The 14,710-nt window shown below is 72.6% G+C and carries 14 protein-coding genes; 4 read left to right on the forward strand and 10 right to left on the reverse strand.

Annotated features, from left to right (window positions below):
* Window positions 1-47: 47 nt before the first annotated feature.
* The 3 genes from ACIBK1_RS31105 to ACIBK1_RS31115 all read right to left on the reverse strand — a co-directional run bounded on the left by ACIBK1_RS31105 (window position 48) and on the right by ACIBK1_RS31115 (window position 4,943).
* On the reverse strand, window positions 48-2,891 hold the full coding sequence (locus ACIBK1_RS31105) for an FAD-binding and (Fe-S)-binding domain-containing protein (protein WP_396739257.1): 2,844 nt from the start codon (window positions 2,889-2,891) through the stop codon (window positions 48-50).
* A gap of 38 nt (window positions 2,892-2,929) precedes the next feature.
* Window positions 2,930-3,943 (reverse strand): zinc-binding dehydrogenase, encoded by a 1,014-nt coding sequence (locus ACIBK1_RS31110; RefSeq protein WP_396739259.1) that lies wholly within the window; start codon window positions 3,941-3,943, stop codon window positions 2,930-2,932.
* Window positions 3,944-4,025: 82 nt separating this feature from the next.
* A complete protein-coding gene (locus ACIBK1_RS31115) occupies window positions 4,026-4,943 on the reverse strand; it encodes an SMP-30/gluconolactonase/LRE family protein (RefSeq protein WP_396739261.1) in 918 nt (305 codons plus the stop codon).
* 322 nt (window positions 4,944-5,265) lie between these two features.
* On the opposite strand from ACIBK1_RS31115, the gene ACIBK1_RS31120 reads away from it, so the two are divergent.
* The gene (locus ACIBK1_RS31120; RefSeq protein ID WP_197042491.1) at window positions 5,266-5,709 is read left to right on the forward strand and encodes an ester cyclase; all 444 of its coding nucleotides are present in this window, start codon (window positions 5,266-5,268) and stop codon (window positions 5,707-5,709) included.
* A gap of 18 nt (window positions 5,710-5,727) precedes the next feature.
* On the opposite strand, the gene ACIBK1_RS31125 is transcribed toward ACIBK1_RS31120, so the two are convergent.
* On the reverse strand, window positions 5,728-6,411 hold the full coding sequence (locus ACIBK1_RS31125) for a TioE family transcriptional regulator (RefSeq protein ID WP_396739263.1): 684 nt from the start codon (window positions 6,409-6,411) through the stop codon (window positions 5,728-5,730).
* A 90-nt stretch (window positions 6,412-6,501) separates the two neighbouring features.
* Between ACIBK1_RS31125 and ACIBK1_RS31130 the strand changes: the two genes are divergently transcribed.
* Entirely contained in the window at window positions 6,502-7,680 is a 1,179-nt protein-coding gene (locus ACIBK1_RS31130) for an erythromycin esterase family protein (RefSeq protein WP_396739265.1), read from the forward strand.
* Between the two features lie 78 nt (window positions 7,681-7,758).
* Here ACIBK1_RS31130 and ACIBK1_RS31135 read toward each other — a convergent pair whose 3' ends face one another.
* On the reverse strand, window positions 7,759-8,325 hold the full coding sequence (locus ACIBK1_RS31135; RefSeq protein WP_030506622.1) for a TetR/AcrR family transcriptional regulator: 567 nt from the start codon (window positions 8,323-8,325) through the stop codon (window positions 7,759-7,761).
* Window positions 8,326-8,445: 120 nt separating this feature from the next.
* Between ACIBK1_RS31135 and ACIBK1_RS31140 the strand changes: the two genes are divergently transcribed.
* Window positions 8,446-9,372: an SDR family oxidoreductase gene (locus ACIBK1_RS31140; RefSeq protein ID WP_396739267.1), complete on the forward strand. Its 927-nt coding sequence runs from the start codon at window positions 8,446-8,448 to the stop codon at window positions 9,370-9,372.
* Window positions 9,373-9,477: 105 nt separating this feature from the next.
* Here the strand turns inward: ACIBK1_RS31140 and ACIBK1_RS31145 are convergent, their stop codons facing one another.
* The 3 genes from ACIBK1_RS31145 to ACIBK1_RS31155 all read right to left on the reverse strand — a co-directional run bounded on the left by ACIBK1_RS31145 (window position 9,478) and on the right by ACIBK1_RS31155 (window position 11,718).
* Window positions 9,478-10,125, reverse strand: a complete 648-nt coding sequence (locus tag ACIBK1_RS31145) for a 4'-phosphopantetheinyl transferase (RefSeq protein ID WP_396739269.1) — start codon at window positions 10,123-10,125, stop codon at window positions 9,478-9,480.
* 149 nt (window positions 10,126-10,274) lie between these two features.
* A complete protein-coding gene (locus ACIBK1_RS31150) occupies window positions 10,275-11,243 on the reverse strand; it encodes a TerC family protein (RefSeq protein WP_036405435.1) in 969 nt (322 codons plus the stop codon).
* Window positions 11,244-11,409: 166 nt separating this feature from the next.
* On the reverse strand, window positions 11,410-11,718 hold the full coding sequence (locus ACIBK1_RS31155; RefSeq protein ID WP_030506618.1) for a helix-turn-helix transcriptional regulator: 309 nt from the start codon (window positions 11,716-11,718) through the stop codon (window positions 11,410-11,412).
* Between the two features lie 182 nt (window positions 11,719-11,900).
* Between ACIBK1_RS31155 and ACIBK1_RS31160 the strand changes: the two genes are divergently transcribed.
* A complete protein-coding gene (locus ACIBK1_RS31160; protein WP_396739271.1) occupies window positions 11,901-13,073 on the forward strand; it encodes an aminotransferase class V-fold PLP-dependent enzyme in 1,173 nt (390 codons plus the stop codon).
* Window position 13,074: 1 nt separating this feature from the next.
* Here ACIBK1_RS31160 and ACIBK1_RS31165 read toward each other — a convergent pair whose 3' ends face one another.
* Entirely contained in the window at window positions 13,075-14,037 is a 963-nt protein-coding gene (locus tag ACIBK1_RS31165; RefSeq protein WP_081903329.1) for a glutathione S-transferase family protein, read from the reverse strand.
* Between the two features lie 170 nt (window positions 14,038-14,207).
* Window positions 14,208-14,687, reverse strand: coding sequence for an SPW repeat protein (locus ACIBK1_RS31170; protein ID WP_030506615.1), 480 nt, complete (start codon window positions 14,685-14,687; stop codon window positions 14,208-14,210).
* Window positions 14,688-14,710: the final 23 nt, after the last annotated feature.

Raw genomic sequence — 14,710 nt, forward strand, 5'->3', positions numbered from 1 at the left:
CGCCGGAGCAGGTTCCGGAGCAGGTCCGGAGCAGGTCCCGGAGCCCCTCAGGCGGTGATCTCGTCGAGCAGTTCGAGCAGGTGGTGGTAGGTCTTCCCGGTGGCGCGGGTCATGCCGATCTCGCAGGTGCGGTTGACCGACGCGTGCGCGGCGAAGCCGCCCTCGGCCACCGAGGCGGCCTCGGCGCGGGTAGCGGAGGCGGTCAGTTTCGGGTGCAGCAGCCCCCGGTCGCCGGCGAAGGCGCAGCACTGCCAGCCGTCCGGGACGACGACCTCCTTCGCGACCGCCTCGGCGACCAGGGCGATGGCGGCGTCGAGGCCGAGCCGGGCGGACGAGCAGGTCGGGTGCAGGGCGAGCGAGGCCCGCCTGCGGTCCTCCGGCGGGTGCGGCAGCCGCGGCAGGACGTGCTCGGCCACGAAGGTCACGGCGTCGAGCACCCGGACGACGGGCGAGGCCGCGCCCGTGGGCGGTTCGGCCCCCGCCGCGGTCAGCCGTTCGAACCCCTCCGTGCAGGAGGCGGCGTCGCTGACGACCGGAAGCCTGCCGCCGTCGGTCGCGGTCAGGAGCGCCTCCCGCACCCGGCGGCGCATCACCTCGTAGCCCTCGCCGAAGCCCTTCGAGGACCACGGGGTGCCGCAGCACAGGCTCGCGACGCCCTCCGGCACGTGCAGCCGCAGGCCGGCCCGCTCGGTCAGCCGCAGCAGCGCGGCCATGACGCCGGGCCCGCCGTCGGCGGGGGCGAACATGGTGTTCAGGCAGGACGGCACGTAGACGGCGTCGGCGTCGTGACGCGGCGCCGCGTGCCGGGGTGTGCCGCCGCGCGGCAGGTCGCGGGTCCACTGCGGCACCGCGTCGGGGCCGGCGACGGCGCGGGCGGCCCGGCTGGCGCCCTCGGCGAGCCGGGCCGGGGACGCGGCGGCCGCGTCCATTGCGAGGTCCATGGCCCGGGTCACCCCGTCCCAGTGCTTCGCGGCTGCCTTCCACCCCGCCCGTGCGGAGCGGCCGTGCCGTTCGGCGCGCAGCCGTTTGGTGAGGTCGCCGGTGTTGATCAGGACGGGGCAGGCGGTGGCGCACATGCCGTCCACGGCGCAGGTGTCGACGGCGTCGTAGCCGTACTCCTCGGTGAGCTGCCGGGCGAGCGCCTGGTCGCCGGCCGCTTGGGCCGCGGCCAGTTCGCGGCGCAGCACGATGCGCTGGCGCGGGGTGGTGGTCAGGTCGCGGCTGGGGCAGACCGGCTCGCAGTAGCCGCACTCCACGCACCGGTCGACCTCGGGCTCGACCGTGGCGACGGTCTTGAGGTCGCGCAGGTGCGCCTTGGGGTCGTCGGTGAGCACGACGCCGGGGTTGAGCGTGCCGCCGGGGTCGCACAGCCGCTTGACCTCCCGCATCACCTCGAACAGCTCCTCGCCGTACTGGCGGCGGACGAAGGGGGCCATGACCCGGCCGGTGCCGTGCTCGGCCTTGAGCGTGCCGCGCCGCGACAGTACGGCGTCCACCAGGTCCTCGGTGAAGTCGGCGTAGCGCCGCAGGTCGGCGCCGAAGCGCTCGTTGAGCATGAAGTGCAGGTTGCCGTCCTTGGCGTGCCCGAAGATCACGCTGCGCTCGTAGCGGTAGCGGTCGAACAGCCCGGTCAGCGCGTCGCACAGCCCGGCCAGCGCGGGCACCGGAACGGCCACGTCCTCAAGCAGCGCGGTGGTGCCGGACGGCCGGGCGCCGGCGACCGCGGCGTACAGGTTCTTGCGGATGCGCCACAGGGCCGCGCGGCCGGCGCTGTCGCCGCTGAGCCGGGCCGGAGCGGCCAGACTCATCCCGGCGAAGACCTGCCCGGCCTCCCGCTCGCGTGCCGCGAGCAGCTCCGGGTCGGACTCCTGCCACTCCACCAGCAGCGCCGCGTGGTCGCGCACCTCCAGCGTCCGCAGCACCTCATCGGCGTACGGGTCGAGCCGGGCCACCCGCAGCGACTCCGCGTCGAGCAGTTCGACAGCGGCGGGCCCTGCCGCGACCAGTTCGGGCGTGGCGGCCATCGCCTCCCGCAAGGCCGGGAAGACCAGCAGGCCGGTCGCGGCCAGACGGTGCGCGGGCACGGTGCGCAGCACCGCCTCTGCGACGAAACCGAGAGTGCCCTCGCTGCCGACGACCAGGTGGGCGAGGATCTGCGCGGGGCTGTCGTGATCGAGGAAACTGTTCAGGCCGTAGCCCATGGTGTTCTTGATCGAGAACTGGCCGGTGATCCGGCGCACCGAGTCGGCATTGCCGCGGATCCGGTCGCGCAGCCGTTCCAGCCCCTGGGCCAGGGCGGGTTCGAGAGCGCGCAGCCGCGCGTCGGCGTCGGGCGCTCCGGTGTTGATCACGGTGCCGCTGGGCAGCACCACGACCATCGACTCCAGCGTCCGGTAGGTGTTGGCGTGGGTGCCGCAGGTCATCCCGCTGGAGTTGTTGGCCACCACCCCGCCGATCGTGCACGCCGACTCGCTGGCCGGGTCGGGGCCCAGCCTGCGGCCATAGGCGGCCAGGCGGGCGTTGACCTGCCGCAGCACGGCTCCGGGCTGCACCCGCACCCGCTCACCGCCGTCGAGCACCTCGACATCCCTGAAGTGGCGGCGGGTGTCGACCAGCAGGTGGCTGGTGACGCCCTGCCCGGACAGGCTGGTGCCGCCGGACCGGAAGGTCAACGGCAACCCGGTCCGCATCAGCGCCGCCACCTGTGCGGCGTTCTCCGGCACCACGACCGCCTGCGGCGTCAGCAGGTAGTGCGAGGCGTCGTGCGCCATGCCCAGCCGGTCACTCACCCGGGACCGGGTGATCCCCGGTGCGACGGCCTCCACCGCCGCCAGAACGGCGGGGTCCGCCGGGGCGATGCGGTGCGGGGGATCCACGTGGATGAGGCTCATGATTGAAGGCTTCCGTCCGGAGGCGCCGCTGCGCCCCTTTATCGCCGAGGGTCGATGTGGATCTTCGGGCCCGGACCCGCGCCGGCCGGGCGGCTCCCCGCCAGCACACCGGCGGCGTCGTCCAGGCCGACGGTGGCGGCCACGAGCGGGCGGGCGTCGACCGACCCGTCCGCGTACGCCTCGATGGTCCCGGCCAGACCGGCCGATCCGCTGAGCACGCCGACGGCGGTGACGTCCTTGAACGCGAGGTCGCGGGTGTCGATGCGGCTGGGGGACCCGGCCAGGCCGACATAGACTACCCGGCCCGCGGGCCTGACCAGGTCGAGCGCGAGCGCGGGCAGGTCCGCCGCGTTGGACGCGTCGACCACGGCGTCCCACTGCAGGGACGGCAGTGACGCCCGCGTCCACGCGCCTGCGAAACCGAGGCCGCGGGCCAGCCGGAGCGTGGGCTCGTCGCGGCCCATCAGATGCACCTCCGCGCCCCGCGCCCGTGCGAGCAGCGCGACGAGCAGGCCGATCGTGCCCGTGCCCAGCACCAGCAGCCGGTCGCCGGGTTGCAGGGCGGCGCCGCGCACCGCGCGCAGGGCGCTGCCGCCGGGTTCGACCAGCGCGCCCATCGTCGCGTCGATCGTCTCGGGCAGCGCGTGCAGCGCCCGCGCCGGTACGGCGAGCCGCTCGGCCAGCGCCCCCGGGAAACCCCGGCGAATGCCGATCTCCGCCCGGTCGGGACAGACATGGTGCAGTCCGTCGCCGCAGAAGCGGCAGCGCCCGCAGCCCAGCATGGTGTCGCCGGTGACCCGGCGGCCCCGCCAGCCGGGGTCGACGCCGTCCCCGAGCGCCGTGACCACGCCGCACCACTCGTGGCCGGGACGCAGCGGATACCAGGCGTGGCCGGAGTGCAGGTAGCTCATCTCGCCGGTGAACAGCTCCACGTCGGTGCCGCAGACGCCGACCCGCTCGACCTCGACGACCACCTGCCCGGGCGCGGCGACCGGCGGTTCGAGGTCGACGACCTCGGCCCTGCCGGGGCCGGTGATGACCAGTGCCCGCACTACCGGGAGAAGGGGACGGGCGCGCCGGCGCCGATGCGGGTGAGGGGCAAGGTCGTGTCTCCTTGAGGGGGATCGGGGTTCATCACCATCGAGGCGGCACCCAGTAGGGCGTCGCCAGGCCGCGTACGCCCACTCGGGCGGTGAACAGGTGGCCCGACCCCGGATGCTCGGCCAGATCGACGCCACTGGAGGACGTGGTGATGACGAGCACGTCGAGATCCGGTCCGGCGAAGGCGGGGCAGGTGACGTTGGGCGCGCCGACCTCCACGGTGGCGAGCAGGCGACCACCGGGGTCGCGGCACTCGACCCGGCCGCCGCCGAAGATCGCGATCCACAGGTTGCCCTCGATGTCGGCGCACATCCCGTCGGGCATGCCGTCGGTGAGCGTGAACAGCTCCCGCCGCGGCCCGGTCTCCCCGGTGGCCGGGTCGTAGTCACGCTCCCACACCACGTGCGGCGTGCTGTCGATGCTGTACAGGCGGTCGCCCGCGGGGCTCCAGGCCAGGCCGTTCGACAGGGTCAGGTCGTCGTCGAGGCGGACGCGGGCCGTGCCGTCGAGGCGGGCAAGCACCTCCTGGCCCTTCCGGTCGTCCAGCGCCATGCTGCCGATCAGGAAGCGCCCGGCCGGGTCGACCGCTCCGTCGTTGAGCCGGCTCGGCGCGCCGGGAGGCAGCACCCGGGCGAGCTCGGTGCGGCGGCCCGCGGTGTCGACCCGGGTGAGGACCTCGCGCTCGGCGACGACGAGTTGTCCGTCGGCGGAGACGGCGACCGCGCCCACCGTGTTGCCCACCGCGCCGCCCGCCGTGTTGCCCGCTGGGCCGAAGGTGTGCGCCGTGGTGGCGGCGACGGCGCCGGTCGCGGGGTCGAGCCGTCCCTCGTGCACCGCTGCCGCGTCGATGTCCACCCACAGCAGGCGCTGCCTGTCGGGATCCCACACGGGGCCCTCGCCGAGCGCGTACACCTCGCCGGAGGCCTGAGTGGCGGTGAACTGCCCGGTCATACGACCTCCTGGCCGGCGTTGATCGCACGGATGGACGACAGGCCGCCGGATACCGCCCGCGGGGGGGCGAGCGGCAGCGCGGTCGTGTTCCGGATACTAGAGCCGATTTCGGGCGGGAGAAAAGGTCCTCTCGAGATCTTCGGGGTGGGCGACCCCGTCGAGGACCCGCACGCGTCCGCACGCGGGCCGCCTGGCTCGGCCTCGTCCGCACCGGTGAGCGCGTCGCTCACCCTCCGGGTGCCGGGGGGAATGGGCCCACCATCAGGCGCCGCGTTACCGTGGTGTCGTATGAGCCGGTGATGGTCGCATCGGGGGAGCGAAGATGATGGTCACCGCTCGAGAGGTCAAGGATCGAGTGATCGCGGCTCTGAACGATCACGATCTCGAAGCAGCCATGCGGTGTTTCGCGCGTGACGCCGTCTATGTCGGTCCGGTGGGCGCGGCCGAGGGGCACGAGCAGATCGGCTGGTACTTCGAGCACCTGCTGCAGGCCTTTCCGGATCTCCAACTCACACCGTGGTGCAAGGTCCCTGTGTTCGATCCGGCCGTCTCGGCCGTCTCCGAGTACGTCATGACCGGCACGCACCTCGGGCCGCTTCTGCTGCCCGGAGGGTCGGCGCTTGAGGCGACCGGGCATCGCATCGCGGTCCGCGCAGCGGGGTTGTGCACCATCGAGAACGGGCTGATCATCAGCGACCGGGACTACTACGACCAGCTGGAGCTGTTCAGCCAGCTCGGCCTCTGCCTGCCGGAGGCCGTCGCCTGACGCCCTCGGGACCCGGCCTCAGGATTGGCGGGCGCGGAGGTACGCGTCGAGATCGGCGGCGCCCCTGAGCATGGCGCGGCCCCGGGCGGACAGGCGGGCCTGCCAGTCGCGCAGGGTCGACTCCAGCGGGGCGACGCCTCCGGCGGAGCGGACCTGCGCGATCAGCGGGGCGATCTGCTCCAGCAGATAGCCGCCCCGCCTGAGCTGGTGGGCCAGCCGGACGTCGCGTACGTCGGCAGCGCTGTAGATCCGATAGCCCGTCCGCGGATCGCGGCGCGGCCGGACCAACCCGGCCTTCTCCCATTTGCGCAGGGTGGCGGGGCGGAGGCCGAGCCGTCTGGCCAGGGGGCCGATGAACGTGTCGCCGCGCTCCTGCGGCACGGGCGCCAGATCGCGGAGCGCGGCCTCGACGGCGTGGAGGGTGCGGCGGTCGTCGAGGAGCTGACCGTGGCTCTCGTCGATGAGCCGCAGCGCGTCCTCGGCGGCGCCCCGGTTGACCGCCTGCATGATCGACGTGGCCGTCTGATGCCCGTGCCCGGGCACGAGGGAGAGGAACGCGCGCAGGGCGTGCGCGTGCAGCGGCGTGTAGGTGCGGTAGCCGTGGGCGGTGCGTCCGGCGGCGGGCAGGATGCCGGCGTCCTCGTAGTTCCTGATCGCCTGGGTGGACAGGCCGTGCTCGCGCGCCAGGTCCACCGGCCTCATGAATGCATCACCGATTGAAGGTCCAGTGCGATGAGAGAGGGGTTTCCGGGCAAAAGTTTACATCGAGGGTTCAACGATACCGTCAAAGGTATGGATATCAAGGACACGGCCCGACCGCTCGACGGCGCGGGAGTCTCGGCGTTCCTGCGGTCGCTTCCCGCCCGCCCCCGGCTGCTCGGCCTGGGCGAGGCCAGGCACTTCGTGGAGGAGCTGGGCGAGGTGCGCAACGAGATCTTCCGGCATCTGGTCGAGCACGAGGGCTACCGGTCGTTCGCCATCGAGAGCGACTGCCTCATGGGCCTCGTGGTGGACGACTACGTCACGACGGGCGCGGGCACGCTCGACGACGCCCTGGAACGCGGCTTCAGCCACGGCTTCGGCGCCTTGACGGCCAACCGCGAGCTCGTGCGCTGGATGCGGGCGTACAACGAGGAGCACGACGAGAAGCTCCGGTTCTTCGGGTTCGACGGCCCTCTGGAGTACTGGGCGGCGAGCCCGCGCCAAGCGCTCACCGGCCTCTACGCCCTCCTCGACGGCCCGCTCCCCGGCACTGTGGTGAGCCGGGAAACCCTCGACACGCTGCTTGGCCCGGACGGCCGCTGGTCGAACGAGGCCGCGGCCATGGACCCGTCCCAGTCGATCGGCCGGTCCGCCGACGCCCGGCGGCTGCGGCTGATCGCCGACGACCTGGTGGCGCTGCTCGAGACGCAGGCGCCGCAGCTGAGCGCGGAGGACGGGGACCGGGCGGCGCTGTACGCGCGCACCGCCGTCGGCCTGCTCCGCTACCACTACTGGATGGCCGACGCGTCCCCGGCGCGGTGGACCCGGCTGTCGGCCCTGCGGGACGCGATGATGGCCGCCAACCTGCGCGCCGTCGCCGAGAACGGCCCGGCCCTGGTCTTCGCCGGCAATCTCCACCTGCAGCGCGACAAGAGCGTGATGCCGTTCGGCGACCAGCAGTTGGAGTGGTGGAGCGCGGGGGCGATCACCGCGACGCGCCTGGGCGACCGGTACGCCTTCCTGGCCTCGGCCTTCGGCGCCGCCGGCGACGACATCCCGCCACCGGACACCGTCGAGGGCATCCTGTCGACGCTCCCGTGGGACCACTGCCTGATCGACGCCCGCAGCCTGGCCCAGGTCGTCACGAAGGCCGTCACGAAGCCCGCCCCCCGCGTCTCCCGCGACTTCGCCTATTTCCCGCTCGACCCGGCTCGGCTCGGCGTGATCGACGGCGTGGTCTTCCTCAAGCAGGTCATCACACGGGGTTGACCGGAACGCGCGCGCGTTGAGGCCGGATCGACACGCGCGCGCGTCAGTCCCGGGCCGATCCGCGCGCCGGCGGAGACGTCACCTGCCCGCCGTCACGGCCTTCAGCTCGTCGAACGACTCCCGGACGATCTGCGACAGGTCCGGCTCGGCGGGACCGCTGATCCAGCGTTCGAATGCGACCTTGAAGGCGGCGACGCCCGCCTCGGCGGCCAGGCTCGCGGCCGGATCCGCGACGCCGCGCCGCCGGAGCGTGTCGGCGAGCGTCGCGGACCACCAGGCGAGCTTGATCAGCTCGCGCTCCCGCAGTTCGGCGTTGGCGGCGATGACCGACTGCCGCTGCAGGGAACGCTCGCGGCCCTCCTCGAACAGGACGCCGACCTTCTCGAAGGCCGCGGCCACCGCGTCGATGGGCGCCATGGAGTCCGGGGCGCCGGCGACCGCGTCCGCGAGGTGCTCCCGCAGCGCGTCCGAGCCAGAGAACAGCACCTCACGCTTGTCCGCGAAGTGCCGGAAGAATGTGCGCTCGGTCAGCCCGGCCCGCTTGGCGATCTCCGCCACCGTGGTCTGCTCGTAGCCGCGCTCGACGTAGAGCTCCAGCGCCGCCTTCGCGAGACGGCCGCGCGCGTTCGGCTCCCATCGACCCATGCCTCGGATCCTACCCGGATGACAGTCACTGACATCGGTGCTAACTTGATGGCAGTCACTGACATGCCCTCCCCGGAGCGTGTTCCCGCGTGGAGGGCGACCAACCGCTTGGAGTACGTAATGCGTGTATTCGTCACCGGGGCCTCCGGCTGGATCGGCTCGGCCGTGGTCCCCGAACTCATCGGCGCGGGGCACGAGGTCGTCGGCCTGGCGCGGTCCGACGCCTCGGCCGCCGCACTGGCCAGGGCCGGGGCCCAGGTGTGCCGCGGCACTCTCGACGATCTCGGCACCCTGCGCGACGCGGCCGCGGCGTCGGACGGTGTGATCCATCTCGCGTTCAAGCACGACATCGCCTTCAGCGGTGACTTCCGGGGCGCCGCCGACGCGGATCGCCGCGCCGTCGAGACGTTCGGCGAGGTGCTGGCGGGCTCCGACCGCCCGTTCGTCCTCGCCTCTGGGATTCTCGGGCTCACGCCCGGGCGGGTGGTGACCGAAAGGGACGGGCGTGATTCGGCCGCCGACGCGTCGCACGACGACGGCCCGCGCGCCCGGCAGGCCACCGCGCACAGGACGCTCGACCTCGCCTCCTACGGCGTCCGCTCGTCGGTGCTGCGCCTGCCCCCGACGGTGTACGGCGAGGGCGACCACGGCTTCATGGCGGCCCTGGTCGGCATCGCCCGCGACCGGGGCGTCTCCGGCTATGTCGGCGACGGGTCCAACCGCTGGCCCGGGGTGCACCGGCTCGACGCCGCGCACCTGTTCCGCCTCGCGCTGGAGAAGGCCCCGGCGGGATCGGTGCTGCACGCCGTCACCGACGAGGGGGTGGCGATCCGCACCGTCGCCGAGGTGATCGGCCGCCACCTCGGCCTGCCGGCGGTCTCGATCCCGGGCGAGGAGGCGGGCGCGCACTTCTCCTGGCTGGGCGGCATGATCGGGCTCGACGCCCCGGCGTCGAGCGCGCTGACCCGTGAACTGCTGGGGTGGCAGCCGGTGCAGCCGGGGCTGATCGACGACCTCGACAAGGGCCACTACTTCCGCGCGAAGTGACCGGCGAGCGCTGACCGGAACCGGCGAGCGGCCGCCGCGCCGGTACGGCTCGCAACTGAATCGTCAGGGCGGGTTCGGCAGGGCGGGTTCGTCAGGGCGGGTTCGTCAAGGCCGGGGGAGGGCGATGGAGGTCGCGATGAGGCGGTCGCTCACCGTCCACCGGCCCGGCAGGTCGTTCGTCCCGATGGCGGGGTCGGCGACCAGGAGCCGTGCGCGGAACGTGCCGGAGGGCTCGATGTCCACGACCACCTCGGAGAAGTCGAGCCAGCGGCCGGTCAGCGGGAACCACACCTTGTAGACCGACTCCTTGGCGCTGAACAGGATCCTGTCCCAGCAGACCGCGCCGTCCGCCTCGCCCATCACCCGGAGGGCGGCGATCTCATCGGGAGAGGCGATCGTGGGAAGGACCTCGTCGGGGAGGGGTTCGTGCGGTTCCGCGTCGATGCCGACCGCGCGTGCGACGTCCGCGGGGGCGACGGCCGCCGCGCGGTAGCCCGAGCAGTGCGTGATGCTGCCGACCGTGCCGGCGGGCCAGACGGGCGCGCCCCGCTCGCCGCGCGGAATCGGCGCCGGTGTGACGCCGATCCGGGCCAGCGCGAGCCGGGCGCAGTGGCGTCCGGTGACGAACTCCCGCCGCCGCCGGTCGACGGCCCGCGAGATGAAGGGCCTCTCCTCGGGGAACAGCGTCTCCTCCGGCGCGTCGCCGAACTTCTCGGCCGACGCCACCCACGAGGGCAGGATCGCATCGATCACGCGGCCGTCCCCGGCGCCGTGGACATCCCTTTCACCGAGGCGGCCATGTGTGGAGAGTACAGATCGCCGCGCCGCAGCGGAAGATCGATTCAGGCGACGTACGGCCCGGTGTCCGGGCGTGCGGGGCCTGCGAGACGGAGGAGCACCCGCTACCGGCGATCCCGGGCGGTCAGGTTCGTCTCCGCGCGCTCCTCGCGGCGGTTCCGGTACACGCTCGCGGCCACGGCGACCACGAGGCAGGCGCAGATGACCGCGAGCGACAGCCATACGGGGATCTTGTACACGTCCGCCAGGAGCATCTTCGCGCCGACGAACACCAGGATCGCCGCCAGGCCGTATCGCAGGTAGCCGAACCGGTGCATGGCTCCGGCCAGCAGGAAGTACATCGCCCGCAGCCCCAGGATCGCGAACGCGTTGGAGGTGAAGACGAGGAACGGCTCGGAGGTCACGGCGAAGATCGCCGGAATCGAGTCGACGGCGAAGACGATGTCGCTGGTCTCCACCGCGACCAGGACGGCCAGCAGCGGCGTCGCGGCCCACCGTCCGCCAGGCCGCCCGTCCGCGTCCTGCCGTACGAGGAACCGCTGGCCGTGGTAGGAGTCGGTCACGGGGATGAGCCGGCGCATCGCGCGCAGCACCGGGTTGCGGTCGGGGTGCACCTCGATCGCCGAATGCCTGGCCATCTTCACGCCGGTGTAGAGCAGGAACGCCCCGAAGACGTACAGGATCCAGTGGAAGCGGTCGAGCAGGACGGCGCCCGCGCCGATGAACCCCGCGCGGAAGACCAGCGCGCCGAGCACGCCGAAGAACAGCACGCGATGCTGCAGTTCGCGGGGAACCGCGAAGAACGAGAACAGCAGCGCGATCACGAAGACGTTGTCGACGGCCAGCGACTTCTCGATGAGGTAACCGGCCAGGTACTCCCCGCCCGCCTCCGGCCCCCAGACGAGCCAGACCACGACCCCGAATCCGAGGCCCAGCGCGATCCACACGCCCGACCAGCCCAGCGCCTCGCGGACGCCCACCACGTGGGCCCGGCGATGGGCGAACAGGTCCACGGCGAGCATGGCGAGAATGACCGCCAGAACCGCGGCCCAGACCCACAGGGGCACAGACATCGTCAACCTCCTCACCGCCGCATGGGCGGGCTCGGCAGGCCGACGGTCTCCCCGTGCCACCGCCAGCGGTGACCCTCGCGCCGGGACGCCCTATGTCGGCGGCCGTGATGACGACGCTGAGGAAGCCGGGTACTCCCCCTCGAACTATGGTCAAGTATTCACGAAATCAGCTTCGTGTGTCAATCGTGGCCCCGAACAGGTCGAGGAACTCGCCGATGTGCCGGTGCCGCTCGACCGGGTGGCGGAACGGGGCCAGCGGGTTGATCGTGTAGTGGTTGCGCCGGCCCACGCGCTCACGGCGCAGATAGCCCGCCGCCTCCAGGTCGGAGACGATCGCCTGGGCCGCCCGCTCGGTGATCCCGACCGCCTCGGCGACGTCCCGCAGCCGCGCGTCGGTATCGCGCGACAGCGCGAGCAGGACGTGCGCGTGGTTGGTGAGGAACGTCCAGCCGCCCGCCGGGGAGGAGGTGCTCATACCTCATTATGCGATGGCGGATTCGCGAAACCCAGGTCGGGCCACCCTCGGGCCGTCACCCGGCCCGGCGGGAGCGTGGCCGTACCGGGGCGCTGGGCGGCCCGTTGAGGAGCATCACGCACGGGGGACGGGCCAACGTACCCGACAGAATAGGGCTTTCAGCAGCTTCCGGGAGGATCCACGTGACCATCGACGTCGGACAGGTACGGGCGGACACGCCGGGATGCGAGCACGTCGTCCACCTCAACAACGCCGGTTCGTCCCTGCCGCCGCGTCAGGTGACCGGCGCCGTGGTGGATCACCTGCGGCTGGAGGAGCGCATCGGCGGCTACGAGGCGGCCGCCGCCGCCCTCGACCGGTCGGAGCGGACCTACGACGCGCTGGCCGGGCTCGTCGGCGCGGACCGCGACGAGATCGCCCTCGTCGAGAGCGCCACCCGCGCCTGGGACATGGCCTTCTACTCCCTGCCGTGGAAGCCGGGCGACCGCATCCTCACCTCGCGCGCCGAGTACGCCAGCAACGCGATCGCCTTCCTGCAGACCGCCCGGCGGCACGACGTGCGGGTCGAGGTGGTTCCCGACGACGAGACCGGCGCCCTGTCCGTAGACGCGCTGCGGGACATGCTCGACGAGCGGGTCAAGCTGATCGCCGTCACCCACGTGCCGACCCAGGGCGGCCTGGTCAACCCGGCGGCAGAGATCGGCGCCGTGGCGCGGGAGGCCGGGGTGACGTTCCTGCTGGACGCCTGCCAGTCGATCGGGCAGTTGCGGGTCGACGTGCGCGAGATCGGCTGCGACCTGTTGTCGGCGACCGGCCGCAAGTTCCTGCGCGGGCCGCGTGGCACCGGGTTCCTGTACTGCTCGCGGCGGCTGCTCGACCGTCTGGAGCCCCCTTTCCTCGACCTGCACGCCGCCACCTGGACCTCCGCCGGCTCCTACGAGGTGCGGGGCGACGCCCGGCGCTTCGAGAACTGGGAGGGCTACGTGGCCGGCAAGATCGGTCTCGGCGTGGCGGCCGGCTACGCGCTGAGCCTCGGGCTCGACGCCATCGAGGAGCGGGTGACCGGCCTCGCCGAGACGCTGCGCGGGCGGCTGGCCGCGATCCCCGGGGTCACCGTGCACGACCGGGGCGGGCGGCGGTGCGGCATCGTGACGTTCACCGTGGACCGGCACGACAGCGGGGACGTGGCCGCCCGGCTGTCGGCCGCGAAGGTCAACGTCTCGGTGTCGGCCGCGTCCTCCGCCCGGTGGGACTTCGAGGCCCGCGCGCTGCCCTCGCTCGTGCGGTCCTCGGTGCACTACTACAACACCGAGGAGGAGCTGGACCGGCTGTGCGAGGCGCTGCCCTCCGCGTGAGCTACGAACTCCAGTCGACGACCGGCCCCGCGGGTACGATCCGCAGCGGGTTGATCTTCGGGTGGGTGCCGTAGTAGTGCCGCTTGATGTGGTCGAAGTTCGTCGTGCCGCCGAAGGCCGGGTTCGCGTAGAGGTCCCGGGCATAGCGCCAGAGGTTGGGGTAGTCGGCGAGGCGGCGGATGTTCGCCTTGAAGTGGGTCACGTAGACGGTGTCGAACCGGGCCAGCGTGACCCACAGACGGACGTCGGCCTCGGTGAGCCGGTCGCCGAACAGGTAGCGGCGGCCGGCCAGGCGCTCGTCGAGCTCGTCGAGCGCCGCGAACAGCGCCGTCACGGCCGCGTCGTACGCCTCCTGGCTCTCGGCGAAGCCGCACTTGTACACGCCGTTGTTGACGTCGGCGTAGACGCGATCGTTGAGCGCGTCGATGTCGCCCCTGAGATCCTCCGGGTAGAGGTCGATCCCCGGCCTGGCCCACCGCGCGAACGCCTGGCCGAGGTCGATGCTGATGTCGGGGAAGTTGTTGCTGACGATCCGGCGGGTGCGCCGGTCCCACAGCACGGGCACCGACACGTGGCCGTCGTAGCCGGGCTCGGTCGCCTCGTACGCCTCCCGCAGCAGCGTGAATCCGTTGAGCTCGTCGGGCCCGTGGCCCGGGCCCTCGCGGAACGCCCACCCGCGCCCGTCGCGCACGGGATCGACCACGGACATCGGCACGACGTCCTCCAGGCCGAGGAGCGCACGGACGATGACCGAGCGGTGGGCCCACGGACAGGCCAGCGACACGTACAGGTGATACCGCCCGGGCTCGGCGGGATACGCGCCGCTCCCGTCGGCCGCCACGCGGTCGCGGAACCGGTACAGGGGCCGCTCGAACGACCCGTCCGGCCGGGTCGCCGCCTTGATCGCGTAGTCGCCGTAGGCCGCGAAGTCCACCGGACTCGCGACGGGGGCCGTTGTCGTCACGCCGCCACCGTCCTCTCGTCTCCCGACGAGACGAGACTAACGGGAGCCGGTGACACGTCGGCAACGGCGTCGGCCGCGCCGATGCGCCGTCTCCGGGACGGCGGTGCCGCGCCTGCGCGCCGACTGGCCGGCGCGGGGCGGGGCGCCGCCCGCCGGAGGCCGGGGTCCGGTCAGTGGGCCGGTCCCATGTGCGCCGGTCCCGTCGTGCGGAAGCCGCCGCCGGGCCGCCCGCGCTCCATCATGCCGAACCGCATGGTCGCCAGGCCGAAGAGCAGGATGAGTGCGCCGACGACCACGTTGCTGATGATCGTCGCGGTCGTCGCCATGCCGCCGCGGATCACCCAAGGGGCGATGATGGTCCAGATACCGAGCAGCGGAGCGACCCAGGAGATTCCGTAGGTGCGCCCGAACGCCGAGCTGTAACCCATCGCCAGGAGCGCCACGGCGAGGCCCGTGATCAGGTTGTTCACGGTAAGCGGAGTCCGCGTGCCGCTGAACCCGACGATCCACGGCGAGAGCGCTAGATACAGGCCGCTCAGGAGCGTGAGACCGTCGGCGAGCTGCGCGGCCGGATTCGCCGCGGCGGCCTCGTAACGAGCCCGCATCTGCATGATGTCGGGATGCGTCCCGATATCGGCACCGTGTGTCATACGTCACACCACCCTTCAGGTGT

Source organism: Microbispora rosea (assembly GCF_044460045.1).
GTDB classification, from domain to species: domain Bacteria; phylum Actinomycetota; class Actinomycetes; order Streptosporangiales; family Streptosporangiaceae; genus Microbispora; species Microbispora rosea.